The organism is Curvibacter fontanus (genome assembly GCF_054780335.1).
In genome coordinates, this window is sequence record NZ_BAAGWN010000013.1 from 1 (window position 1) to 22,601 (window position 22,601).

Annotated in this window: 19 protein-coding genes; 7 read left to right on the plus strand and 12 right to left on the minus strand. The window is 65.1% G+C overall.

Annotated features, from left to right (window positions below; all coding sequences use genetic code 11):
• Positions 1 to 129: 129 nt before the first annotated feature.
• The 3 genes from ACYVH8_RS09445 to ACYVH8_RS09455 are packed head-to-tail and all read right to left on the minus strand — an operon-like array spanning position 130 to position 2,927.
• Positions 130 to 1,107, minus strand: a complete 978-nt coding sequence (locus tag ACYVH8_RS09445) for a Bug family tripartite tricarboxylate transporter substrate binding protein (protein ID WP_460488603.1) — start codon at positions 1,105 to 1,107, stop codon at positions 130 to 132.
• Between the two features lie 5 nt (positions 1,108 to 1,112).
• Positions 1,113 to 2,027, minus strand: a complete 915-nt coding sequence (locus ACYVH8_RS09450; protein WP_460488604.1) for an alpha/beta hydrolase — start codon at positions 2,025 to 2,027, stop codon at positions 1,113 to 1,115.
• A 30-nt stretch (positions 2,028 to 2,057) separates the two neighbouring features.
• Positions 2,058 to 2,927 carry an alpha/beta hydrolase gene (locus ACYVH8_RS09455; RefSeq protein ID WP_460488605.1) on the minus strand — a complete coding sequence of 290 codons (870 nt, stop codon included), beginning with the start codon at positions 2,925 to 2,927 and terminating at the stop codon, positions 2,058 to 2,060.
• Positions 2,928 to 3,088: 161 nt separating this feature from the next.
• Here ACYVH8_RS09455 and ACYVH8_RS09460 point away from each other — a divergent pair, with 161 nt between their 5' ends.
• Positions 3,089 to 4,045 (plus strand): LysR substrate-binding domain-containing protein, encoded by a 957-nt coding sequence (locus ACYVH8_RS09460; RefSeq protein WP_460488606.1) that lies wholly within the window; start codon positions 3,089 to 3,091, stop codon positions 4,043 to 4,045.
• Positions 4,046 to 4,060: 15 nt separating this feature from the next.
• Here the strand turns inward: ACYVH8_RS09460 and ACYVH8_RS09465 are convergent, their stop codons facing one another.
• Entirely contained in the window at positions 4,061 to 5,119 is a 1,059-nt protein-coding gene (locus tag ACYVH8_RS09465) for a quinone-dependent dihydroorotate dehydrogenase (protein ID WP_460488607.1), read from the minus strand.
• A 59-nt stretch (positions 5,120 to 5,178) separates the two neighbouring features.
• Between ACYVH8_RS09465 and rpiA the strand changes: the two genes are divergently transcribed.
• Positions 5,179 to 5,853 (plus strand): ribose-5-phosphate isomerase RpiA, encoded by a 675-nt coding sequence (rpiA, locus tag ACYVH8_RS09470; protein WP_460488608.1) that lies wholly within the window; start codon positions 5,179 to 5,181, stop codon positions 5,851 to 5,853.
• A gap of 33 nt (positions 5,854 to 5,886) precedes the next feature.
• Here the strand turns inward: rpiA and ACYVH8_RS09475 are convergent, their stop codons facing one another.
• The 5 genes from ACYVH8_RS09475 to ACYVH8_RS09495 form a co-directional block, all read right to left on the minus strand.
• Complete coding sequence (locus ACYVH8_RS09475; RefSeq protein WP_460488609.1) at positions 5,887 to 6,537, minus strand: glutaredoxin domain-containing protein; 651 nt, start codon at positions 6,535 to 6,537, stop codon at positions 5,887 to 5,889.
• Positions 6,538 to 6,570: 33 nt separating this feature from the next.
• On the minus strand, positions 6,571 to 8,604 hold the full coding sequence (locus ACYVH8_RS09480) for a M3 family metallopeptidase (RefSeq protein ID WP_460488610.1): 2,034 nt from the start codon (positions 8,602 to 8,604) through the stop codon (positions 6,571 to 6,573).
• Between the two features lie 68 nt (positions 8,605 to 8,672).
• Positions 8,673 to 9,536 (minus strand): bifunctional methylenetetrahydrofolate dehydrogenase/methenyltetrahydrofolate cyclohydrolase FolD, encoded by an 864-nt coding sequence (folD, locus tag ACYVH8_RS09485; RefSeq protein ID WP_460488611.1) that lies wholly within the window; start codon positions 9,534 to 9,536, stop codon positions 8,673 to 8,675.
• A gap of 63 nt (positions 9,537 to 9,599) precedes the next feature.
• Positions 9,600 to 10,223, minus strand: a complete 624-nt coding sequence (locus tag ACYVH8_RS09490) for a response regulator transcription factor (RefSeq protein ID WP_460488612.1) — start codon at positions 10,221 to 10,223, stop codon at positions 9,600 to 9,602.
• Positions 10,220 to 12,781: a PAS domain-containing sensor histidine kinase gene (locus ACYVH8_RS09495; RefSeq protein WP_460488613.1), complete on the minus strand. Its 2,562-nt coding sequence runs from the start codon at positions 12,779 to 12,781 to the stop codon at positions 10,220 to 10,222. The genes ACYVH8_RS09490 and ACYVH8_RS09495 overlap by 4 nt, the downstream gene beginning before the upstream one ends.
• Before the next feature lie 164 nt (positions 12,782 to 12,945).
• On the opposite strand from ACYVH8_RS09495, the gene aceE reads away from it, so the two are divergent.
• From aceE to ACYVH8_RS09515, 4 genes are all read left to right on the plus strand, one after another.
• The gene (gene aceE / locus ACYVH8_RS09500) at positions 12,946 to 15,669 is read left to right on the plus strand and encodes a pyruvate dehydrogenase (acetyl-transferring), homodimeric type (protein WP_460488614.1); all 2,724 of its coding nucleotides are present in this window, start codon (positions 12,946 to 12,948) and stop codon (positions 15,667 to 15,669) included.
• Between the two features lie 97 nt (positions 15,670 to 15,766).
• A complete protein-coding gene (locus ACYVH8_RS09505) occupies positions 15,767 to 17,134 on the plus strand; it encodes a dihydrolipoyllysine-residue acetyltransferase (RefSeq protein ID WP_460488615.1) in 1,368 nt (455 codons plus the stop codon).
• A 9-nt stretch (positions 17,135 to 17,143) separates the two neighbouring features.
• Complete coding sequence (lpdA, locus tag ACYVH8_RS09510) at positions 17,144 to 18,973, plus strand: dihydrolipoyl dehydrogenase (RefSeq protein ID WP_460488616.1); 1,830 nt, start codon at positions 17,144 to 17,146, stop codon at positions 18,971 to 18,973.
• Between the two features lie 87 nt (positions 18,974 to 19,060).
• Positions 19,061 to 19,336 carry a hypothetical protein gene (locus tag ACYVH8_RS09515; protein WP_460488617.1) on the plus strand — a complete coding sequence of 92 codons (276 nt, stop codon included), beginning with the start codon at positions 19,061 to 19,063 and terminating at the stop codon, positions 19,334 to 19,336.
• A 53-nt stretch (positions 19,337 to 19,389) separates the two neighbouring features.
• On the opposite strand, the gene ACYVH8_RS09520 is transcribed toward ACYVH8_RS09515, so the two are convergent.
• From ACYVH8_RS09520 to ACYVH8_RS09530, 3 genes are all read right to left on the minus strand, one after another.
• On the minus strand, positions 19,390 to 20,424 hold the full coding sequence (locus ACYVH8_RS09520; RefSeq protein ID WP_460488618.1) for an alpha/beta fold hydrolase: 1,035 nt from the start codon (positions 20,422 to 20,424) through the stop codon (positions 19,390 to 19,392).
• The gene (locus ACYVH8_RS09525; RefSeq protein ID WP_460488619.1) at positions 20,421 to 20,804 is read right to left on the minus strand and encodes a DUF302 domain-containing protein; all 384 of its coding nucleotides are present in this window, start codon (positions 20,802 to 20,804) and stop codon (positions 20,421 to 20,423) included. Before ACYVH8_RS09525 ends, ACYVH8_RS09520 begins: the two co-directional genes overlap by 4 nt.
• A gap of 93 nt (positions 20,805 to 20,897) precedes the next feature.
• Positions 20,898 to 21,515, minus strand: coding sequence for a C40 family peptidase (locus ACYVH8_RS09530; protein WP_460488620.1), 618 nt, complete (start codon positions 21,513 to 21,515; stop codon positions 20,898 to 20,900).
• Positions 21,516 to 21,621: 106 nt separating this feature from the next.
• Here ACYVH8_RS09530 and acuI point away from each other — a divergent pair, with 106 nt between their 5' ends.
• Positions 21,622 to 22,599, plus strand: a complete 978-nt coding sequence (gene acuI / locus ACYVH8_RS09535) for an acrylyl-CoA reductase (NADPH) (protein ID WP_460488621.1) — start codon at positions 21,622 to 21,624, stop codon at positions 22,597 to 22,599.
• Positions 22,600 to 22,601: the final 2 nt, after the last annotated feature.

Here is a 22,601-nt window from a genome sequence, read left to right on the forward strand (position 1 = left end):
TTCCGTGCAAGACCTCAAGAGAAAGCTCATGCGATACATCCGCAAGTACAACGAGCAACCCAAACCCGTGAAATGGAAGTATTGCGATCTGTCACGGCGCATTACTACCGATTCAATCGTTACAGTCTACTAGTCGATCCGGACGCCCGCATCCTTGACGATTTTGCCCCACTTGACGGTCTCGTCCTGCATGAGCTGGGTCAGACCTTCGGGGGTCGACAGGCTGACCTGTACGCCTGCGTCGAACAGGGCCTTCTGCGTGTCGGGCTGGGCCATGAGCTTGGCGATCTCGTTGTTGAGGCGTTGCACGATCTCCTTGGGCATGCCGGCCGGCCCCAGCAGGGCCAGCCAGTTGCTGGCGTCGTAGCCGGGCACGCCGGCTTCCTGCAGGGTGGGCACGTCGGGCATCTGCGGGGCGCGGGTGGCCGTGGTCACGGCCAGAGCCTTGAGCTTGCCGCTGGCCAGATGGGGCAGGGCGTTGGTGACGCCGGCAAAGCTGCTTTCCACCACGCCGCCGATCAGGTCGGTCATGGCCAGATTGCTGCCCCGGTAGGGGATGTGCTGCAGCTTGGCATCGGTCATCGAAATGAACAGGCTGCCCATCAGGTGCTGCGTGCTGCCGTTGCCCGAGGAGGCGTAGCGCAGGGTGTCAGGCTGGGCCTTGGACAGCGCGATGAATTCCTTCACGTTGTTGGCCGGCACCTTGGCGGGGTTGATCACGAGCACGTAGGCGGAATCCACCAGTTTGCTGATGGGGGTGAAGCTCTTGATCGGGTCGTAGGGAATCGTCTTGTAGATCGAAGGGCTGATCGTGTGGGTCGAGGAGATCATGACCAGGGTGTAGCCATCGGGGGCCGACTTGGCGACCTGGTCGGCGCCGATGGTGGAGCCGGCGCCGGGTTTGTTCTCGATCACGAAGGAGCCGCCCATGGCCGCGCCGAGCTTCAGGCCCAGGATGCGCGCGACGACGTCGGTGAAGCCGCCAGGACCGAAGGGCACGATGATCTTGACGGGGCGGTTCGGATAGCCCTGTGCAGCGGCGCTGCCGGCGGCCAGCACGAGCAGCGAGCCCAGGAAAAGACGACGGATGGAGAAGCTTGCGATCATGATGATTACCCCTTGTAGTCAGGTTCGGGCATGGCGAAAAAGCCGTGCAGGATGGCGTAAACCATTAGATAGTTCTTTTGCTGGAAGCTGGCATGGGAGATACCCTCCATCATGCTGAACTGCTTGCTCGTGCCGGGCAGCAGCTGGTAGAACTTCAGCAGATCGTCCAGGCTGGCGATACCATCGAACTCGCCGCGCATGATCAGCGTGGCCGCCTTGATGTTGCGCGGCTCGACCACCGGCAGTTTCGAACACATGTCGACATAGGTGCCGGTCGGCATGGAGTCGTCCAGCGTCAGGATGGCATCGGCGAAGGCCTCCTTGGTGGCCTCGTCGGCGCAGCCCGGATGGTCGCGGTTGAAGATGCTGTGCACGAAGGCGCGATCGATCGGGCGCTGGTTCTTCGCCAGAAATTCCGGCAGCTTCTTCTTGCGCTCGGTGAGGGTGGGGCTGCCTGCGCCGGTCCAGACGAAGGCGTCCAGCGCGAGGCGGGCGACGCGTTCGGGGTGGCGCTCGGCAAACAGCGCGGCCTTGAGCGCCCCGGAGGAGATGCCGTAGACCATCAGTTTGCCGGCACCGGTGGTCCTCAGGATGTACTCGCTGCCGGCCGCCAGGTCATCGGCACCGTTGCTGATGTCGAAGTTGATCGGACGGTGCTTGTCGGAGCGACCATAACCCTCGTTGTCCATGCACCAGGTGTCGAAGCCCCGTTCGGCGAACCAGTCCATGGCCGAAGAATGCGGCCGGCCGGGGACCGAGAGGTCGAAGGTCGGCTGCGAGGCCATGGACGAGCCGTGGACGAAGAGGAGGGTGCCGGCGTGGGGCACCTTGGGGTTGGCCGGTTTCTGCCAGAGAAAGAGCTTGATCTCGCCCTTGCGGGTCCAGTGTTCGATGCCACCGGTCCATTGCACATGTGCCATGGTCTTGTTTCCTCGGATGTGATTGGCTGCTCAGACGGGTCGGCGCAGAAAGGTCTCGAGCGCGTAATGGAATTTGTAGCGCTGCACGCCCATCATCGGGTTGTGAGCGATGCCTGAGAGCACCACGAACTCCTTGTCCTTGGTGGGCAGGCGGGCGAAGAAGTCCAGCAGGTCCGGTTCGGCCGCGATGCCGTCGTATTCACCGCGGATCACCAGCACGGGGCAGGGGATGGCCTCGGGCGTGGCCACCGGCAGCTTGGCGCACATGTCCACATAGGTGCCGGTGGGCACTTCGCTGACGAGGGGCAGTTCGGCTGCAGCGATGGCCTTGGGCACGATGTCCTCGCTGCTGCCGGGCTTGTCGCGATTGAACATGCCTTCGTAGAAGGCCAGGTCCACCTTGCGGCGCGGGCTGGCCGAGTATTCGGGCAGCTTCTTGCGGCGCTGCTCCAGCGTGGGGGAGCCGGCGCCCGTGTAGACCAGGGCCGAGAGGCCGAGCCGCTCGACAGTCTCCGGGTGTTCGGCCGTGTACAGGCAGGCGCGCAGCGCACCCGAGGACGAACCGAAGAGATTGATCTTTTGCGCGCCGGTCTTCTGCAGCACCAGGGGAATGGCGGCGGCCAGGTCCCTGGCGCCGGTCTTGATGTCGCTGTTGCCGCGGCCCGACCAGCCCGAGCGGCCGTAGCCCTCGTGGTCCAGGGTCCAGACGTCATAACCGCGCCCGGCAAAATAGTCCATCACCGAGTAGTCCTTGCCGCCGGGCACCTGCAGGTCATAAGTGTTGCGGCCCGAGACGGTGGAGCCGTGCACCAGCATCAGCACCGGCCGTGGCGTTTCGCCTGCCACGGGTGCCTGGGCCCGCTTGCGGAACACATGCAGTTGAACGCCCTCGCGGGTCACGGAATATTCTTCGCTCCAGATCACGATATCGGTCTTTCAAGGATGGGCAGGGCAGCCGTGCAAGGGCGCAGGTACAGCGTACAAGCTCCGGACGAATATACTTTTAGGCTCTGGCTTGTGAAACGGGTTTCTGTGAATTCATTGTTTACGGGTAGAGTGCGATGCGTGATCTGAACGCCCTGGCCACCTTTGTGGCGGTGGTGGACGCCAAGAGCTTCACCGTGGCCGCCGATCGCTGCGGCATTTCCAAGGCCTTGGCGAGCCGCCACATCCAGGAGCTCGAGGCGTCGCTGGGCGTGAAACTGCTCAACCGCAGCACCCGCAAGCTGGGCCTGACCCAGGCAGGCGAGCGCTTCTACGAGCGCTGCGCACGCATCGTGGCCGACGCAGGAGAAGCCGTGCGCGATGTCGAGGAGCTCTCGCGTGGCTCCCACGGCCTGATCCGTATCAGCACGGCCATCACCTTCGGGCGCCTGCATCTGCTGCCGGCCGTGCGTGAATTCCTGCTGCACAACCCCTCGATCCAGATCGATGTCACCCTCTCGGAACGCTTTGCCGACCTGATCTCGGGCAGCGCCGATCTGGTGGTGCGGCTGGCCGAAGAGCCACGCCTGAGCAATCTGGTCGCGCGCCGGCTGGCGCCCTGCCGCTGGGTCGTGGTGGCCGCGCCGGCCTATCTGGCGGCCCACGCCACGCCACGCACCCCGCGGGATCTGCTGAATTGCAACTGCCTGGTCTATGACAAGCCCAAGGGCCATGAATGGCGCTTCCGCGGGCGCGAGGGCGAACTCACCGTCAATGTGTCGGGCAATCTGCGTGCGAATGTGGCCGAGGGCATCGTCGATGCCGCCGTGTCCGGTGTGGGCGTCGCCGTCTTGCCGTCTTTCGCGGCCAGCGAGCACATCGTGGCCGGCCGGCTGGTCCATCTGTTCCCTGAGTACGCGCTGCAGGAGAGCACGCTGTATGCCGTGTTCCTGCCGGATCGCCGGTTGCCCGAACGCATCCGCAACTTCGTACAGTTCCTCGCCGAGCGTTTCGCCGGCGAACCTTCCTGGGATCAGCCGCTGCCCGGATCCGAGCTTGCCAGGGAGGAGCGCAGCGCCAAGGCTGCGGCCTGAGCGCACCGCGCGGGTTCAGCGCGATGGACGCAGGTCCTTGATCGCGAGCGCAGACTGCTGCACGAGATCCGGGCCCTGGTAGATCAACCCCGTATAGATCTGCACCAGGTCGGCGCCGGCCTCGATCTTGCTCACGGCGTCTGCGGCGCCCAGGATGCCGCCCACGCCGATGATGGGGTAGTCCGGGCCCAGTGCCGTGCGCAACTGGCGGATCACGCGGTTGCTCATCTCGAGCACCGGAGCGCCCGAGAGACCACCCGTTTCCTCGGCATGCGGCAAACCTTGAACCGCCTCGCGGCTGAGCGTGGTGTTGGTGGCGATCACGCCATCCATGCCGTGGCGCAACAGGGTCGCAGCAATGACCTTCACCTGCTCCTCGTCCAGATCGGGGGCGATTTTCACGAAGAGAGGTACACGTTTGCCGTGCTGTTGGGCCAGCTGTTCACGTCGGGCGGCGATGGCGCCGAGCAGAGCGTCCAGGGCCTCGTCACTTTGCAGCGCGCGCAGGTTCTTGGTGTTGGGGCTGGAAATATTGATCGTGACGTAGTCGGCGTGCGGATAGACGCCGCTCAGTCCGATCAGGTAGTCATCGGTCGCGCGCTCGATGGGGGTGACGGCGTTCTTGCCGATGTTCAGGCCCAGCAGCAGGGGGCTGCCGCTTTTGCGGCGGAAGCTGGCGCGCTGCACGTTGGCGAGGAAAGCGTCCAGGCCCTCGTTGTTGAAACCCATGCGGTTGATCAGCGCGTGCGCCGTCGGCAGGCGGAACATGCGTGGCCTGGGATTGCCCGGCTGGGCCAGCGGCGTCACGGTGCCGACCTCGACAAAACCGAAACCCATGGCGCCCAGACCGTCGATGCAGCGCGCGTTCTTGTCCAGGCCGGCGGCCATGCCGACGCGGTTGGGGAAACGCAAGCCGGCCAGGGTGATCGGGTCTTCCACGCGGGGCTTGCTGTAGGCGCAGGCCAGCGGCGTATTTTGCGTGCGCGCCATCATGGCGATGGTGAGATCGTGCGCGGCCTCGGGGTCGAGGCGGAACAGCATGGCGCGGGAGAGGGCGTAGGGGATCAGGGACATCGCATAATTCCGGTGTTTTCCCGATTTTCCCAGATCAATCCCTCACCTCATCGATCAATATGCTCACCCAAGACGAACTCAAGGCCCAGGTTGGCCAGGCGGCCCTGCACTACGTGGTTCCCGGCGAAATCGTCGGGGTCGGCACCGGCTCCACGGTCAACAAGTTCATCGAGGCGCTGGCCGGCATGAAAGACCGGATCAAGGGGGCGGTATCGAGTTCCGTCGCCAGTACCGAACGCCTGCGGGCCCTGGGCATCCCGGTCTTTGATGCCAACGAGGTGGGCGAGCTCGCGGTCTACATCGATGGCGCCGACGAGATTGATGGCCAGGGCAACATGATCAAGGGCGGCGGTGCGGCGCTCACGCGCGAAAAGATCGTGGCCGCCCAGTCGCGCCGTTTTGTCTGCATCGCCGACGAGTCCAAGCGGGTCGAGGTGCTGGGCAAGTTCCCGCTGCCGGTGGAGGTGATCCCCATGGCGACCCAGCGCCTGGTCCGCCAGTTCGCGGCCCTGGGCGGCACGGCCAGGCTGCGCCTGAAGGACGGGCAGCCCCTGGTGACCGACAACGGCCTGCATATCCTGGACGTGACCGGGCTGCAGATCAAAAAACCGCTGGCCTTCGAGACCGAGGTCAGCCAGTGGCCGGGTGTGCTGACGGTGGGCGTGTTCGCGCACCAGCGCGCCCAGGTCTGTCTGCTGGGCACGGCCGGTGGCGTGAAGACGCTGACGTACTGAAAGCACAAGGGCCTTGCGAGGGCCCCTGGTGGATCAGAAAACGATGCCGGTGGGATTGTCCGGTGTCGGCCCGGGCGCCGGGGCAATGGGTGTTACCGGTGGTGCGGCCGGGCGTTCAGCGGGCGTGGCAGCCGCTTCCGCAGGGGGGGCCAGTGGGCCAATCGGCGGATTACGGTAGCCGGAGGGCAAGCGGGAGGTTTTGGGATAGCCCGCAGCGTCAAGGAAGTCATTCCACTCACCTTCGGAAAAGCCCTTGAGGCGCTGGCCGCCGATGGTGGCGGTAGGCACTGTGGCCTCAATGCCCAGGCGCCTGAGTGCTTCGACATCTTGTGAAGTTGTGACAGTGCGCTCGGTATGGGGTATGCCGCGTGAGTTCAGCAGGTTGCGCGCTGCATTGCAGGGCTCGCAGTTTTTCCCGCTGTAAAGCGTGACCGGGTAGCGGTTCATGGCTTCGCGCAGTTCGAAGGGCAGTTCGCCGGCGGCGCCGTTCTCGCTGGAACGGCCGCTCGGGCTCAGGGCCGTGGCCTTTTCGCTGCTGGTGGGCGGTTTGTCGGAGAAAGTGACCCGGCCGTCCGGGCCGACGATGCGGTAGATGCCCTGGGTCGAGGCCAGAACCGGGAGGAGGGCCAAGACGGCAGCCGCGGCCAGCAGGGCTGCGTGGCGGAATCGGTGTGTGGTCTTCATGCGCCTGATTATTCCTTATGTGCAGCTTCGCTGTCAGCGGGCCATGCCCTGGTGCCGCAACAGTGCGTCCAGGCTGGGCTCGCGCCCGCGGAAGGCCTTGAAGGATTCGATGGCCGGGCGGCTGCCCCCGGCCTCCAGGATGGCCTGACGGTATTTTCGCCCGGTTTGCACATTCGGCAAGCCCTCCGGGCCCGGGTTTTCCTCAAAGGCGGCGTAGGCGTCGGCGCTGAGCACTTCGGCCCATTTGTAGCTGTAGTAGCCGGCCGCATAACCGCCGGCAAAGATGTGGCTGAAGGTGTGGGCCGTGCGGCTCCAGGCCGGCGGCTGCAGCACGGCCACCTCGGCGCGCACCAGGTCGAGCAGGGGCATGAAGTCCTGTTGTGGGTCGTGCTCGGTGTGCAGCAGCATGTCGAACAGCGCAAACTCGATCTGGCGCAGGGTCTGCAGGCCGCTCTGGAAGTTTTTGGCCGCGATCATCTTGTCGTACAGGGCGCGCGGCAGGGACTCACCGGTATCGACATGGGCCGTCATGTGCTTGAGCACGTCCCATTCCCAGCAGAAGTTCTCCATGAACTGGCTGGGCAATTCCACCGCGTCCCACTCCACCCCGCTGATGCCCGAGACATCACGCTCGTTGACCTGGGTCAGCAGGTGGTGCAGGCCGTGGCCGAATTCGTGGAAGAGGGTGATGACATCGTCGTGCGTGAGCAGGGGCGGCTTGTCCCCCACACCGTCGGCGAAGTTGCAGACCAGATGGGCCACCGGCATCTGCAGCTGGCCGTTGTCGGGGCGCAGCCAGCGTGAACGCACATCGTCCATCCAGGCGCCGCCGCGTTTGCCGGGGCGGGCGGGCTGGTCCAGGTAGAACTGGCCGACCAGGTGACCGCCGCGTTCGATGCGGTAGAAGACCACGGCCGGGTGCCAGACCGGGGCCGTGTCGGGCCGGATCGACACCTCGAACAGGGTCTCGATGATCTTGAACAGGCCGGCGAGCACGCGCGGCGCCGTGAAGTACTGCTTGACCTCCTGTTCGCTGAAGGCGTAACGCGCCTCCTTCAGGCGCTCGGCAACGTAGGGCCAGTCCCAGGGTTGCGGGTCGTTCAGGCCCAGCTCGGCACGGGCGTAGGCACGCAGGTCGGCGACGTCCTGTTCGGCGTAGGGGCGAGCCTTGAGCGCCAGATCGCGCAGGAATCGCACCACCTGCTCGGGCGACTCGGCCATCTTGGGAACCACCGAGACTTCGCCGAAGTTGAGGTAGCCCAGCAACCGGGCTTCTTCCTGGCGCAGGGCCAGGATCTCGCGGATCAGGGCGCTGTTGTCGAACTTGGCACCATCGCCTTCGGCCTGGTCGGAGGCGCGCGTGGTGTAGGCGCGGTAGAGCTTGTGGCGCAGGTCGCTGCTCTTGGCGAATTGCATGACCGGCAGGTAGCAGGGCATCTTGAGCGTGAGCTTGTGGCCGTCCTTGCCTTCGGCTTGCGCAGCCGCGCGTGCCGCCTGTTGCACGTCGTCGGGCACGCCTTTGAGCTCACTGTGGCTCGCGTAATAGGACCAGGCATCGGTCGCGTCCAGCGTGTTCTCGCTGAACTTCTGGCTCAGTTCGGCCTGGCGTTCCTGGATCTGTGCATAGCGTTCCTTGGCGGCGCCGCGCAGGTCAGCACCGCCCAGCACGAAGTTGCGCAGGGCATTCCGGTGCGCCTGGCGCTGTTCCGGGTTCAAGGTCGCGGGGGCGATGGCCTTGTATTTGGCGTAGAGCCGTTCGTCTGCACCCAGACGGGTCCAGAACTCGGTCACACGCGGCAGGGCCTCGTTGTAGGCCGCGCGCAGCTCGGGGGTGTCGGCCACGCTGTTGAGATGGCTGATGGCGCCCCAGGCGCGGCCCAGGTTTTCGGTGGCCACGTCCAGATCGCGCGCGATGGCCGACCAGTCGGCCGGGAAGTCCGGCGCGGTGACGCGCTCCAGGGCGGCGTCCGCCGCTTGTAGCAGGGTGTCCATGGCCGGGGCCACGTGCTCCGGGCGGATGCGGTCAAACAGGGGAAGGCCGGAGGTGTCGAGGAGGGGATTGCTCATGCCTGCATTGTGCGGTCAAGCCGGCCCGATTCAAGCCGGGGCCTCATAGCTTTTGCCGATGATCCCGATCAGCCCGCTGCCATGCGTTCGGCGGCTTCCAGGGTGTTGACCAGCAGCATGGTGATGGTCATGGGGCCGACGCCGCCGGGTACGGGGGTGATCCAGCCGGCCGCCTGCTTGACCCCGTCGAAATCGACGTCGCCGCAGAGCTTGCCTTCGTCGTTGCGATTCATGCCCACGTCGATCACCACGGCGCCGGGCTTGACCATGTCGGCGGTGAGCACGTTGCGCTTGCCGACGGCGGCGACCACCACGTCCGCCTGCAGGGTCATGGCTTTCAGGTCCTTCGTGCCGCTGTGGCAGACAGTCACGGTGGCGTTTTTCTGCAGCAGCATCAGGGCCATGGGCTTGCCCACGATATTGGAGCGGCCGATGACCACGGCATGTTTGCCCTTGAGCTCGTAGCCGATGCTTTCCAGCATCTTCATGCAGCCATAGGGCGTGCAGGGCCAGAAACCGGGCTGGCCGACCATCAGGGCGCCGGCGCTGGCGACGTGGAAGCCATCCACGTCCTTGGCCGGGGAAATCGACTCGATGACCTTGTGCGCATCGATGTGGGCTGGCAGGGGCAGCTGGACCAGGATGCCGTGGATGGCCGGATCGTTGTTGAGAGCGTCGACGCGCGCCAGCAGCTGGGCTTCGGTCATGGAGGCCTCGTACTTTTCCAGCACCGAGTGCAATCCACTGTCCTCGCAGGCCTTGACCTTGTTGCGCACGTAGACCTGGGAGGCCGGGTTGTCGCCGACCAGGACCACGGCCAGGCCGGGCGTGATGCCGCGCGCCTTGAGGGCGGCGGCGCGCTGGGCGACATCGCCGCGCAGTTGCTTGGAGAGGGCGTTGCCGTCGATCAGGCGGGCGGAGGTCTGGGTCATGTCGTCGTCTTCATTCAAGTAAAAACGCCCGCGGTGGCGGGCGTCGGATTCGTGCGGAGCGGGTCAGGCCTTGGCGGCTTGTCCCAGGGCGATCTTGAGCAGGTCGGCCACGGTGTTGGCGTTGAGCTTCTCCATGATGTTGGCGCGGTGCGCCTCCACCGTCTTGATGCTGATGCCCAGGTCGTCGGCGATCTGCTTGTTCAGGCGGCCGGCCACGATGCGTTCGAGCACCTGGCTTTCGCGCAGCGTGAGCTTGGCCAGCAGGGCGTCGCGGCTGGCGGCCTGCTGGTGCACGCTGAAGGTGTCGCGGGCGCGCTCCAGCATGCGTTCGACCAGGGTGACCAGCTGGTCTTCCTTGAAGGGTTTCTGGATGAAGTCCATGGCACCCTTTTTCATGGTGTCCACCGCCATGGGCACGTCGCCGTGGCCGGTGATGAAGACGACGGGCAGGGGTGAATGGCTTTCGATCAGGCGGTTCTGCAGCTCCAGCCCGGTCATGCCCTCCATGCGGATGTCGACGATCAGGCAGGCCACCTCGCGCGGATCGTAGCGGTTCAGGAAGGACTCGGCCGAGTCGAAGCAGCGCACCCGGTAGTCCTTGCCCTCGAGCAGCCATTGCAGCGAATCGCGCACGGCCTCGTCGTCGTCGACCACATAGACCGTGCCCTTTTTTGGAATCAGACTCATGCTCTAACCTGAGATTTTTCTGCTTGCAGTTGTAGAGGGGCCGACGCAGCCTCTGGTCCGTCCACGGGCAGCCAGAAGGTGAAACGGCAGCCCGTGACTTCAGGTCCATTGTAGAGGTTCTCGGCTTTCATCCGACCCTGGTGTGATTCGACGATGGAGCGGCACAGGGACAGGCCGATGCCCATGCCTTCCGCCTTGGTCGTGTGGAAGGCTTCGTACAGGCGCGCCATGACCTCGGGGGCGATGCCGCGACCGGTGTCGGTCACGGTGAACTCCACCACCGGCTTGCCCTCCACGCTGGCCGGCAGCACGTGCAGTTCCACCCGGCGTTGCTGGGGCGGGCGCTGGGCATGAACGATGGATTCGGCCGCGTTCTTCAGCAGGTTGACCAGCACCTGCTCGATCAGGATGGGATCGACCAGCACGGGGGGCAGGTCGGCCATGAAATAGCTCAGGCGCACGTTGTAACGCCGCAGCTCGATCTCGGCCAGCTCCACCGCCTCGTTGACCATGACCGTGATTTCGGAGAGCGTGCGGTTGGGTTCGCTGCGTTTCACGAAGGAACGGATGCGCTGGATGATCTGGCCGGCGCGCTGGGCCTGCTTGGCGGTCTTCTCCAGCGCACCCAGCAGGTCCTCCTCGGAGATCTGCTGCGCCTTGATGCGCGAGACCATGCCGTTGCAGTAGTTGTTGATGGCGGTCAGCGGCTGGTTCAGTTCGTGTGCCACGCTGGAGGCCATCTCGCCCATGGTGATCAGGCGGCTGGCGGTCTGGGCGCGCTCGGCCTGGGCGGCAGACTGGGCCTCGGCCAGGCGGCGCGGCGTGATGTCGGTGGCGATCACCATCTGCGCCAGGCGGCCATCCACCCAGGTCAGGTAACGCGTGCGCACTTCCAGCCATTTGTCGAGTTCTTCGACGTAGACCTCGGCGTTTTCGACCTCGGCATCGGGCAGGGCGCTGGTGGGCATGCCCATCAGGCCATCCACGCTGTCCTGGCTGTCCTCGCTGCTCAGGCGGGCCGGCATGCCGGCCTGGGTGGACAGGCGCACATGGCCGCTGCTCTGCTCCTGGAACCAGAGCCGGTAGAGCTTGTTGGCGAACAGCAGTTCATCCGTGCCCAGCGGCGCCACCGAGACCGAGGCGTCCAGGGCCTCCAGCACGGTGGTGAAGCGCTCGTAGGAGGCGTAGAGTTGCTCGCGTACGCGGTTGGGCTCGGTGATGTCGGTCATCGAGGTCATCCAGCCGGTCTGCAGGCCGCGCGCGTCGATCAGCGGCGAGACATAGATGCGGGCGTCGAACAGGGTGCTGTCCTTGCGCTTGACGCGCACCTGGAAACCGCCCGGGGTGACGCGGCCGGTGAGTTCGTCCTCCAGCCGACCCATCAGCATGTCGCGGTCTTCCTCGGGCCAGTAGGGGAAGGGGGCCGTGCAGCCGACCAGCTCGCGTTCGCTCCAGCCCGTCATCTGGCAGAAGGCCGCGTTGACGTAGGTGATGCGGCCCTGCAGGTCCAACGCGCGCATGCCGGTGGGCATGGAATTCTCCATGGCGCGGCGGAAATTGGTCTCCAGCACCAGGGCATGCTGGGCCTGCATGCGCCGGCGCGTGTGGCGCCAGTTGGCGATCAGCATCCAGGCCGTCATCGCGCTGAGCGTGCCGACCAGCCAGAACAGGCCGCTGCCGATCACACCCAGCGAGGCGCGGTAGGCCTGGGCGTGCAGCACCAGGCCGTTGCCCACGGGCGAGACCGGCACCTCGTATTCGTTCGCGCTGGCGGCCCAGCCCAGCCACTGGCCGGCCCGGTTGCGTTTGGGTGCGCTGCTGCCGGCCAGCACCTCGCCGCGGGAGTCGCGCAGCGAGACGGCGTAACGCGCCGAGACCTCCGAGGGCACGCCATAGCGATACAGGGTGTCCAGCGAATATTCGGCCAGCAGCACGCCGCTGAAGCGGGTGCGGCTGTACAGGGGCAGGTGCAGCTCCAGCAGCGCGGTGCCGTCGGGCGTGGCGCTGCGTTGGACGTAAATGGGCTGGCGCAGTTCGCGCGCCAGGGCAAAGGCGTTTTCGGTGTCGCTGGGTTTTTCGGGCCGTGCGCCAGCGCGCGCGGGACTGTTGGTCAGGCTGTGGGCGAGACTGGGATTACCGTGTGCAGCGCGCAGACGGCGGCGCTCGTCGAGCCAGCTCAGGCCTTGCAACTCGGGATACTGAGTGAGGAGGGCATTGGCGCGGTTGCGGAACTGGTCGGTGTCGATCTCCTGACCGGAGATTTCCTGGGCCAGACGCACCAGTTCCTCCTGGCGCTCCAGCAGGCGCAGGCGCATGCGCTGCTGGGCGTATTCCACGTCACGCCGCACCGCCTCCTGTTCGCGTTCCATTTCTTCGAGCCGCAGATAGCCGAAGGCGGCGACGATAGCGGCGAGGAAGAGCAGCACCGCCAGGAGTGGCGCCAGCATGGCGTAGCGGTCCTGGCGGTGCGGGGACTGCTGGCGCCACCACTGCTGCAGGTGCAGCAGCGCGGGGAATTCGCGCAGCGAAGCCAGCCGTGTGCTCAGACGTGTATTCATGTCCGGCCAGTGTATTCCGTATGACTTCAGGCGGTCTTTTTTTAATTCATAATGTGAAATAGAAAAGCACAGCTTAAAATTTCGCGAAAATTATGAGAAACTCTCGTATCGATCTACATTGGCTAAGCAACCTGTTCCTAGCCTGAAACCAAGAGGAGACAAGCATGTCAGCCCTGCCCCAGAACCTGTCTGGACTCAACGCCGAAGATCTCGACAGCCAGGAAACCCTTGAATGGAAGCACGCCCTTGAGGCGGTGATTGCGCAGGAGGGGCCCGAGCGCGCCCATTACCTGCTCGAACAGTTGCTGGAGCATGCGCGCGAGCACAGCATCGACATGCCCTTCTCGGCCACCACCGGCTACGTCAACAGCATCGAGCCGGACCAGGAGGCGCACAGCCCCGGCAATCTGGACCTGGAAGGCCGCCTGCGCGCCTATATGCGCTGGAACGCCATGGCCATGGTGGTGAAGGCCAATCGCCTGGACCCGGCCGACGGCGGGGACCTGGGTGGCCACATCAGTTCCTTTCAGTCCCTGGCGCACATGTTCGCGGCCGGCTTCAACCATTTCTGGCATGGCGACAACACGGACGAGGGTGGCACCCACGGTGGCGACCTGCTCTACATCCAGGGCCACTCATCCCCCGGCATCTACGCCCGCGCCTATCTTGAAGGCCGCATCAGCGAAGAGCAGATGCTGAATTTCCGCCAGGAAGTCGACGGCAAGGGCCTGTCCAGCTACCCGCATCCCAAGCTGATGCCCGGTTTCTGGCAGTTTCCCACCGTGTCGATGGGCCTGGGGCCCATCATGTCGATCTACCAGGCGCGTTTCCTCAAGTACCTGCACGCCCGCGGCATTGCCGACACCAGCCAGCGCAAGGTCTGGGTCTTCTGCGGCGACGGTGAGATGGACGAACCCGAAAGCCTGGGCGCCATCGGCCTGGCCGCGCGCGAAAAGCTCGACAACCTGGTCTTCGTCGTCAACTGCAATCTGCAGCGTCTGGACGGCCCGGTGCGCGGCAACGGCAAGATCATCCAGGAGCTCGAAGGCGAGTTCCGCGGCGCCGGCTGGAACGTGATCAAGCTGATCTGGGGCAAGGAGTGGGACGAGCTGCTCGCGCGCGACAAGGACGGCGCGCTGCGCAAGATCATGATGGACACGCTGGACGGCGACTACCAGGCCTTCAAGGCCAATGACGGTGCTTTCGTGCGCAAGAACTTCTTCGGGCGCGATCCGCGCACCCTGGAGATGGTGTCCAAGATGAGCGACCAGGACGTCTGGAACCTGCGTCGCGGCGGCCACGACGCGCAGAAGGTCTATGCGGCTTTCCACAAGGCCCACAACACCCAGGGCGGCCCCACCGTGCTGCTGGTCAAGACCGTCAAGGGCTGGGGCATGGGCAAGGCCGGCGAGGGCAAGAACACGGCCCATCAGACCAAGAAGCTCGGCGATGACGACATCCGCTACATGCGCGACCGTTTCAACATCCCGATCCCCGACAGCGAACTGTCCAAGATCCCTTTCTACAAGCCGGCCGACGATACGCCGGAGATGAAGTACCTGCACGAGCGCCGCAAGGCCCTGGGCGGTTACCTGCCCAAGCGCCGCGCCGTGTCGAGCGAGAAGTTCACGGTGCCCCCGCTGGAGACCTTCAAGTCCGTGCTGGACGCCACGGCCGAGGGCCGCGAGATCTCCACCACCCAGGCCTATGTGCGTTTCCTGACGCAGCTGCTGCGCGACCAGGCCCTGGGCCCGCGTGTGGTGCCCATCCTGGTGGACGAGGCGCGCACCTTCGGCATGGAAGGCCTGTTCCGCCAGATCGGCATCTACAACCCGGAAGGGCAGAAGTACACCCCGGTCGACAAGGACCAGGTCATGTACTACAAGGAAGACAAGGCCGGCCAGATCCTGCAGGAAGGCATCAACGAGGCGGGTGGCATCTGCAGCTGGATCGCCGCGGCAACGTCGTATTCGACGAACAACCGCATCATGATCCCCTTCTACATCTACTACTCCATGTTCGGCCTGCAGCGCGTGGGCGATCTGGCCTGGGCGGCCGGCGACATGCAGGCGCGTGGTTTCCTGCTGGGCGGCACCTCCGGGCGCACCACGCTCAACGGCGAGGGCCTGCAGCACGAGGACGGCCACAGCCAGGTGCTGGCCAGCACCATCCCGAACTGCGTGAGCTACGACCCGACTTTCGCGCACGAGGTGGGCATCATCCTGCACCATGGCCTGAAGCGCATGGTGGAGAAGCAGGACAATGTCTTCTTCTACCTGACCCTGCTCAATGAAAACTACGCCATGCCGGGCCTGAAGACCGGCACGGAAGAGCAGATCATCAAGGGCATGTACCTGCTGCAGGAAGCCAAGGCTGGCAAGAAGACGCCGCAGGTGAATCTGCTGGGTTCGGGCACCATCCTGCGCGAATCGATGTTCGCCAAGGAATTGCTGGAGAAGGACTGGGGCGTGGCCGCCAACGTCTGGAGCTGCCCCAGCTTCAACGAGCTGGCCCGCGACGGCCAGGACTGCGAGCGATGGAACCTGCTGCACCCGACGGGCAAGCAGCGCGCGCCCTTCGTCACGCAGCAACTGGAGCCGCATGCCGGCCCGGTGATCGCCTCGACCGACTACGTCAAGACCTTCTCCGAGCAGATCCGCCCCTACATCCCCAAGGGCCGGACCTACAAGGTGCTGGGCACCGACGGTTTCGGCCGCAGCGACTTCCGCAGCAAGCTGCGCGAGCACTTCGAGGTCAACCGCCACTACATCGTGGTGGCCGCACTCAAGGCCCTGGCCGAGGAAGGCGCGATGCCGATGGAGAAGGTGGCCGAGGCCATCGCCAAGTACAAGATCAAGGTTGACAAAGTGAATCCCCTCTACGCCTGAGCGTAGAACGGGACGCACTTTGCGGTGAAGGCTTGTATCGCGCAGCGATGTGAGCCGAAGCCACAAGGTCGTCCCGGCCCAACAAGGAAGAACAAACATGGCTATCGTAGAAATCAAGGTGCCGGACATCGGTGACTTCGAGTCCGTCGCGGTCATCGAGCTGCTGGTCAAGCCGGGCGACACGGTGAAGGCCGAGCAGTCCCTCATCACGGTCGAATCCGACAAGGCCTCGATGGAGATCCCCTCCAGCCACGCCGGTGTGGTCAAGGAGCTCAAGGTCAAGATCGGCGACAAAATCGCCATGGGGTCACTCGTCTTGCTGCTTGACAGCAGCGAAACGAGTTCCCCTGCGGGCCAGACAAGCTCATCCCCACCCCAAACCTCCCCCGTCACGGGGGAGGGGGCCAAAACCACTGCGGTCACCGTGCCCGCGTCTGCCCCCGTGGCCGCTGCAGTTGCCGCGGTGCCGGTGGCTGCGCCCGCTCCTGTGGCGTCTGCCGCCGTGCCGGCCCATGATCCGACGGCCCCCAAGGGCCAGCTGCCGCATGCCAGCCCCTCGGTGCGCAAGTTCGCGCGCGAGCTCGGCGTGCCGCTCGAAGAGGTCAAGGGCAGCGGCCCCAAGGGCCGCATCGTCGATGAAGACGTCAAGAACTTCAGCAAGGCCGTGATGAGTGGCGCGGCGCGCACCCAGGCCATGGGCGCGGCTTCGTCGGGTGGCGGCGATGGCGCCGGCCTGGGCCTGCTGCCCTGGCCCAAGGTGGACTTCGCCAAGTTCGGCCCGGTCGAGCGCAAGGAGCTTTCGCGCATCAAGAAGATCAGCGGCGCCAATCTGCACCGCAACTGGGTCATGATCCCGCATGTCACCAGCTACGAAGATGCCGACATCACCGAGCTGGAAGCCCTGCGCGTGCAACTCAACAAAGAGAACGAAAAGGCGGGCATCAAGTTCACCATGCTGGCCTTTGTCATCAAGGCGGCGGTGGCGGCGCTCAAGAAATTCCCCGAGTTCAATGCCAGCCTCGACGGTGATCAGCTCGTTCTGAAGAACTACTGGAACATCGGCTTCGCGGCCGACACGCCCAATGGCCTCGTGGTGCCCGTGCTCAAGAACGCCGACCAGAAGGGCCTGGTGGAGATTTCCGCCGAGATGGCCGAACTGTCCAAGAAGGCACGCGACGGCAAGCTGGGTGGGGCCGACATGCAAGGCGGCACCTTCTCGATCTCTTCGCTCGGTGGTATCGGCACCACCTACTTCACGCCGCTCATCAACGCGCCGGAAGTGGCCATCCTGGGCCTGTCCAGGGGTGCGATGAAGCCGGTCTGGGACGGCAAGGCCTTCCAGCCGCGCCTGACCCTGCCGCTCTCGCTGTCGTATGACCACCGTGTGATCGATGGTGCGGCGGGTGCGCGTTTCAATGCCTATCTGGCCCAGGTGCTCGGCGATTTCCGCCGCGTTTTACTGTAAGGAAAACCGATGGCACTCATAGAAATCAAGGTCCCGGACATCGGCGACTTCGAATCGGTCGCAGTCATCGAGCTGCTGGTCAAAGCCGGCGACACCATCAAACCCGAGCAGAGCCTGATCACCGTGGAGTCCGACAAGGCCTCCATGGAAATCCCGGCCAGCCAGGGCGGGGTGGTCAAGGAGCTCAAGGTCAAGATCGGCGACAAGGTCAAAGAAGGGTCTCTCGTGTTGCTGCTTGAAAGCAGCGACACGAGTTCCCCTTCGGGGCAAGCTGGCTCACCCCCACCCCAACCCTCCCCCGTCACGGGGGAGGGCTCGAAAAGCCCTTCATCCTCTGCACCCGCTCCGGTCGCGGCCAGCTTCGGCGGCAGCGCCGATCTGGATTGCGACCTGCTGGTGCTGGGCGCCGGTCCTGGCGGTTACTCGGCGGCCTTCCGCGCGGCCGATCTGGGCCTCAAGGTCGTGCTGGTCGAGCGCTACGCTGCCCTGGGTGGCGTCTGCCTCAATGTGGGTTGCATTCCGTCCAAGGCCCTGCTGCACGTGGCGGCCGTGATGGACGAGGTCAGCCACATGAGCGCGCTGGGCGTGGACTTTGGCAAGCCGGTGCTCAACATCGACAAGCTGCGCGGCCACAAGGAAAAAGTGGTGGGCAAGCTCACCGGCGGCCTGGCCGCCATGGCCAAGATGCGCAAGGTCACGGTCGTGCGGGGTTACGGCGCCTTTGTCGGCCCCAACCATGTGGAAGTGGAGGAGACCACCGGCACGGCGCAGGACAAGAGCGGCAAGAAACAGGTCATCGCCTTCAAGAAGGCCATCATCGCGGCCGGCTCGCAGGCCGTGCGCCTGCCCTTCATGCCCGACGACCCGCGTGTGGTGGACAGCACCGGCGCCCTGGCGCTCAAGGAAGTGCCCAAGCGCATGCTGATCCTGGGCGGCGGCATCATCGGCCTGGAGATGGGCACGGTCTACAGCACCCTGGGCGCGCGCCTGGACGTGGTCGAGATGCTGGACGGCCTGATGCAGGGCGCCGACCGCGACCTGGTCAAGGTCTGGCAGAAGATGAACGCGCCGCGTTTCGACAACATCATGCTCAAGACCAAGACGGTAGGGGCGAAAGCCACGCCCCAGGGTATCGAGGTGACGTTCGAGAGCGCCGAGCCGGGTGGCAAGGCCCCGCCCCCGCAGACCTACGACCTGGTGCTGCAGGCCGTGGGCCGCAGTCCCAACGGCAAGAAGATCGCCGCCGACAAGGCCGGTGTGTCCGTGACCGACCGCGGTTTCATCCCGGTGGACATCCAGATGCGTACCAATGTGCCGCACATCTTCGCCATCGGTGACATCGTGGGCCAGCCCATGCTGGCGCACAAGGCGGTGCACGAGGCGCATGTGGCGGCCGAGGTCATCGCCGGTGAACTGCAGGGCAACAAGGAACTGGCCAGTGCCGCCTTCAACGCCCGTGTCATCCCCAGCGTGGCCTACACCGACCCCGAAGTGGCCTGGGTGGGCCTGACCGAGGACCAGGCCAAGGCGCAAGGGCTGAAGGTCAAGAAGGGCCTGTTCCCCTGGACGGCTTCGGGCCGCGCCATCGCCAATGGCCGCGACGAGGGTTTCACCAAATTGCTGTTCGACGAGGAAACGCACCGCATCGTCGGCGGCGGCATCGTCGGCACGCACGCGGGCGACATGATCGGCGAGATCGCGCTGGCCATCGAGATGGGGGTCGACGCGGTGGATATCGGCAAGACCATCCATCCCCATCCCACGCTGGGCGAGAGCATCGGCATGGCCGCGGAAGTGGCGCACGGTTCCTGCACCGATCTGCCGCCGGCCCGCAAGTAGGCTGTTCAGGCCCTTGCAGCCCGGTTTTCGGAGAGGGTTTTTGCACGTCCGTGCATCCACCTTTTTGCTTGAAAAGGAGAAACTGCGATGAAGAAAATTTTTCTGCTCGGCTGGCTGTTGGCTACCCTTGTGACCGGTTTGCACGCCGAGGAAGAGCGCTTCGTGGACAAGGCCGCGCGCACCACCAAGAAAGGCGGTGAGGCGGCGGAGCAAGGCATCCAGAAAGGCGCCTCGGCCACCAACAAGGCCGTGGGCAAGGCCTTCGATGTCGTGAACGACAAGGTGTTCAAGCCTGCCGACCACTGGATCCAGGACAAGGCGGCGGGCAAGAAAAGCGGGGCAGAGAAGTCCGCGGACAAGTGAGCCGCTTCACACGACCCCGGCAATGACCCTGAAGGCGTTGCGCCTGCAGCGGTTTATTTTTTGCCGTAGATGAAGTCGATGATGACGGCGTGGAAACGCTCAGGCTGTTCCAGGTGCGGCACATGGCCCACGCCGTTGAACTCCTTGAGCACGGATCCCGGGATGCGCTGCTGTGCGGCGCGGCCCATCACAGGGAAATTGCCCATGGGCTTGACCACTTCGGGCGGCGCGAAACGGCGGCCGAAGACCGTGCGGTCGTTCTGGCCGATGATCAGCAGCGTGGGCACCTTGAGCTGGGGCAGCTCGTTGATGATCGGGCCTTCGTAGATCATCTGGTAGGTCAGGGCCGATACCAGGGCGAAGTGCGGGTAGTCCCCGCTGAACTGCACACGGGCGAACTGCTCGACGTAGCGCTCGAAGTCGGGTTTCCAGACCGGGAAGTAGCCCTTGACGAAGTTGCGGTAGCTGGCCGGTGTCTGCGCCATTTCCAGCTTCACGAGGTTGGAGATCTGTTGGGGCGGGATGCTGGCTCCATAGTCTTCCAGGCCCAGCGGGTTTTCCAGCACCAGGGCGATCACGCGTTCCGGATAACGGCGCGCGAAATGCACACCGAGCATGCCGCCCATGCTGTTGGCGATGACCGTGACCCGGTTGATCCGTAGGTGGTCCAGCAGCCGCACCGTGTTCTCGGCCAGTATGCCGAAGGTGTAGCGCATCTCGGGCTTGGCCGACTTGCCGAAGCCGATCTGGTCCGGCGCGATCACGCGGTAGCCGTAGCCCGACATGACGCGCATGGTGTTGGCCCAGTAATCAGCGCTGAAATTCTTGCCGTGCAGGAGCAGCAGGGTCTGGCCGTTGGGGTGCTCCGGTTTCACGTCCATGTAGGCCATCCGCACCGGCCGGCCTTCCATCTCGAATTGCAGCATCTGCACCGGGTAGGGGTAGGCCCAGTTTTCCATGGCCGTGCCCAACGGCTCTGCACCGGCGTAGCTGGGGCTGCTGTCCTGGGCCTGGGCCCAGAGGCAACCGCCAGCCAGCAGCAGGACCGCTGTCTGGCGCAGGAATCGGTGCAGGGCAGGTGGAATCATTTCGCCTCGTTGATCATCAGGGTGGTTTTCTCGTCGACTTCCCGGGCCACCTGGCTCAGGGCCGGGTCCTGGGAGAGCATGGCCAGCATGTCGGTGGGCTTGATCATGCCGATCTTCGTCTTGCCTTTTTCAGTGTAGACGGAAATGCGGCAGGGCAAGGCCATGTTCATCTGCATGTCGCTGGCCAGCACCTTGGCCGCCTGGGCCGGGTTGCAGACCTCGAAGACGCGGCAGCTCTCGGTGAAGCTCAGGCCCTTGCTGCGCAGGGTGTTGCCGATGTCGTGGACGTGCAGCACGCCGAAGCCGTGGCGTTTGACGGCGGCGTCCAGATCGGTGGCGGCCTGTTCGAAGGATTTGGCGGTGTCGACGGTGTAGAACATGGTGATTCCTTTTGAAGTCTGGCTGGAACGCGGCATTGTGCCGCATTCCCCCCGAGGTATGTGGAAGGCGGCCGCACGCGCCGCCCGGTCTTTTCAGTAGCCGGTGTCGCGCGGTCCCGCCGCGGTGGAGGACTGGACGACACGGCGGGCGCCGTCAAAACGCCGGTTCCAGTAGTTCACGCGCATGTCCTCGATGCGCACCACCGCGCCGGACTTGGGCGAATGGATGAAGCGGTGATCACCGACATAGATCCCGACGTGGCTGTGGGTCGGGCCCAGGGTGTTGAAGAAGACCAGGTCACCCGGCTGCAGATCCGCGCGGGTGATGGCCTGCGTCGCGGCGGCCTGCTCGGCGGCGCGGCGCGGCAGTTGCAGCCCGAAATTCTGCTCATAGAGGGCGCGCACAAAACCGCTGCAGTCAAAGCCGGAGCCGTAGTTGTTGCCACCGCGCCGGTAAGCCACGCCCAGGGCGCCCATGGCGGCCACCACCAGGCCGGACATATGCTGCGTTCCGTCTTCGGCGGAGGCCTGGGTCCGGCTGTCGCTCGGCAGCGCGGCCGGTGGCTGGGGCCGGGCCGCTGCTGTGCTGGCGGGCTGCTCCACCAGCCCGCGGGCACTGAGAAAACGGTCCAGGTCGTCGCCCGCGTCGTTGGCACCCGCGCGCGCGCAGGCGAGCAGGCTCAGCAGGAGGGCAACACAAGCGTGACGCATGCGGTTAGCATAGGGCGGTGCGCTTGCCCCTGTCAATTAAAGCTTTTTCGTGATAAACACGATAAGTAATTGATTTTAAATAAATTATTGCCAAATAGACCGACCCATGTTCAAAGCTCTCGTGTTGGACAATGCCAACGGATTCCAGGCCTCGCTGGAGCATGTCGATGAGACGCACCTGCCCGCTGGCGACGTCACGGTGGCCCTGCAGTACTCCACGCTCAATTACAAGGACGGTCTGGCCATTTGCAACAAAGGCCCGGTGGTGCGCCATTGGCCCATGGTGGCCGGCATCGACGGCGCCGGCACGGTGCTGGAATCCAGCCACCCTGCCTGGAGGGCGGGTGATGCCTTTGTGCACAACGGCTGGGGCGTGGGCGAGACCCATTGGGGCTGCCTGGCCGGTAAGGCGCGCCTCAAGGGGGACTGGCTGGTCAGGCTGCCGGCGGCCTTCACGCCGCGCCAGGCCATGGCCATCGGCACGGCCGGCTACACCGCCATGCTCTGCGTGCTCGCGTTGGAAGACCACGGCGTGTTGCCCGCTGCCGGCGAGGTGCTGGTGACGGGCGCCACCGGGGGGGTGGGCAGTGTGGCCGTGGCCCTGCTGGGCAGGCTCGGCTACCGGGTTGTGGCCGCCACCGGCAAGGCGGCCGAAGCGGATTACCTGATGGCGCTGGGGGCCAGCGCCATCATCGACCGCGCCGAGTTGAGCGCTGCCGGCAAGCCCTTCCAGAAAGAGCGCTGGGCCGCGGTGGTCGATGCCGTGGGCTCGCACACCCTGGCCAACGCGCTGGCGCAGACGCGCTACGGCGGCGTGGTGGCGGCCTGCGGCCTGGCCCAGGGCATGGACCTGCCCACCACGGTGATGCCCTTCATCCTGCGCGGCGTCACGCTGGTGGGCATCGATTCCGTGATGGCTTCCCTGGTGAAGCGTCAGCGTGCCTGGGATCGCCTGGCGCGCGATCTCGATCCGGCCCTGCTGGAGCGCATGGTCGAGGAGGTGCCGTTGGAAGGCGCCATTGCCAAGGCCCGGCAGCTCATGGCCGGCCAGGTACGCGGCCGCGTGGTGGTCCGGATCGCCTGAAG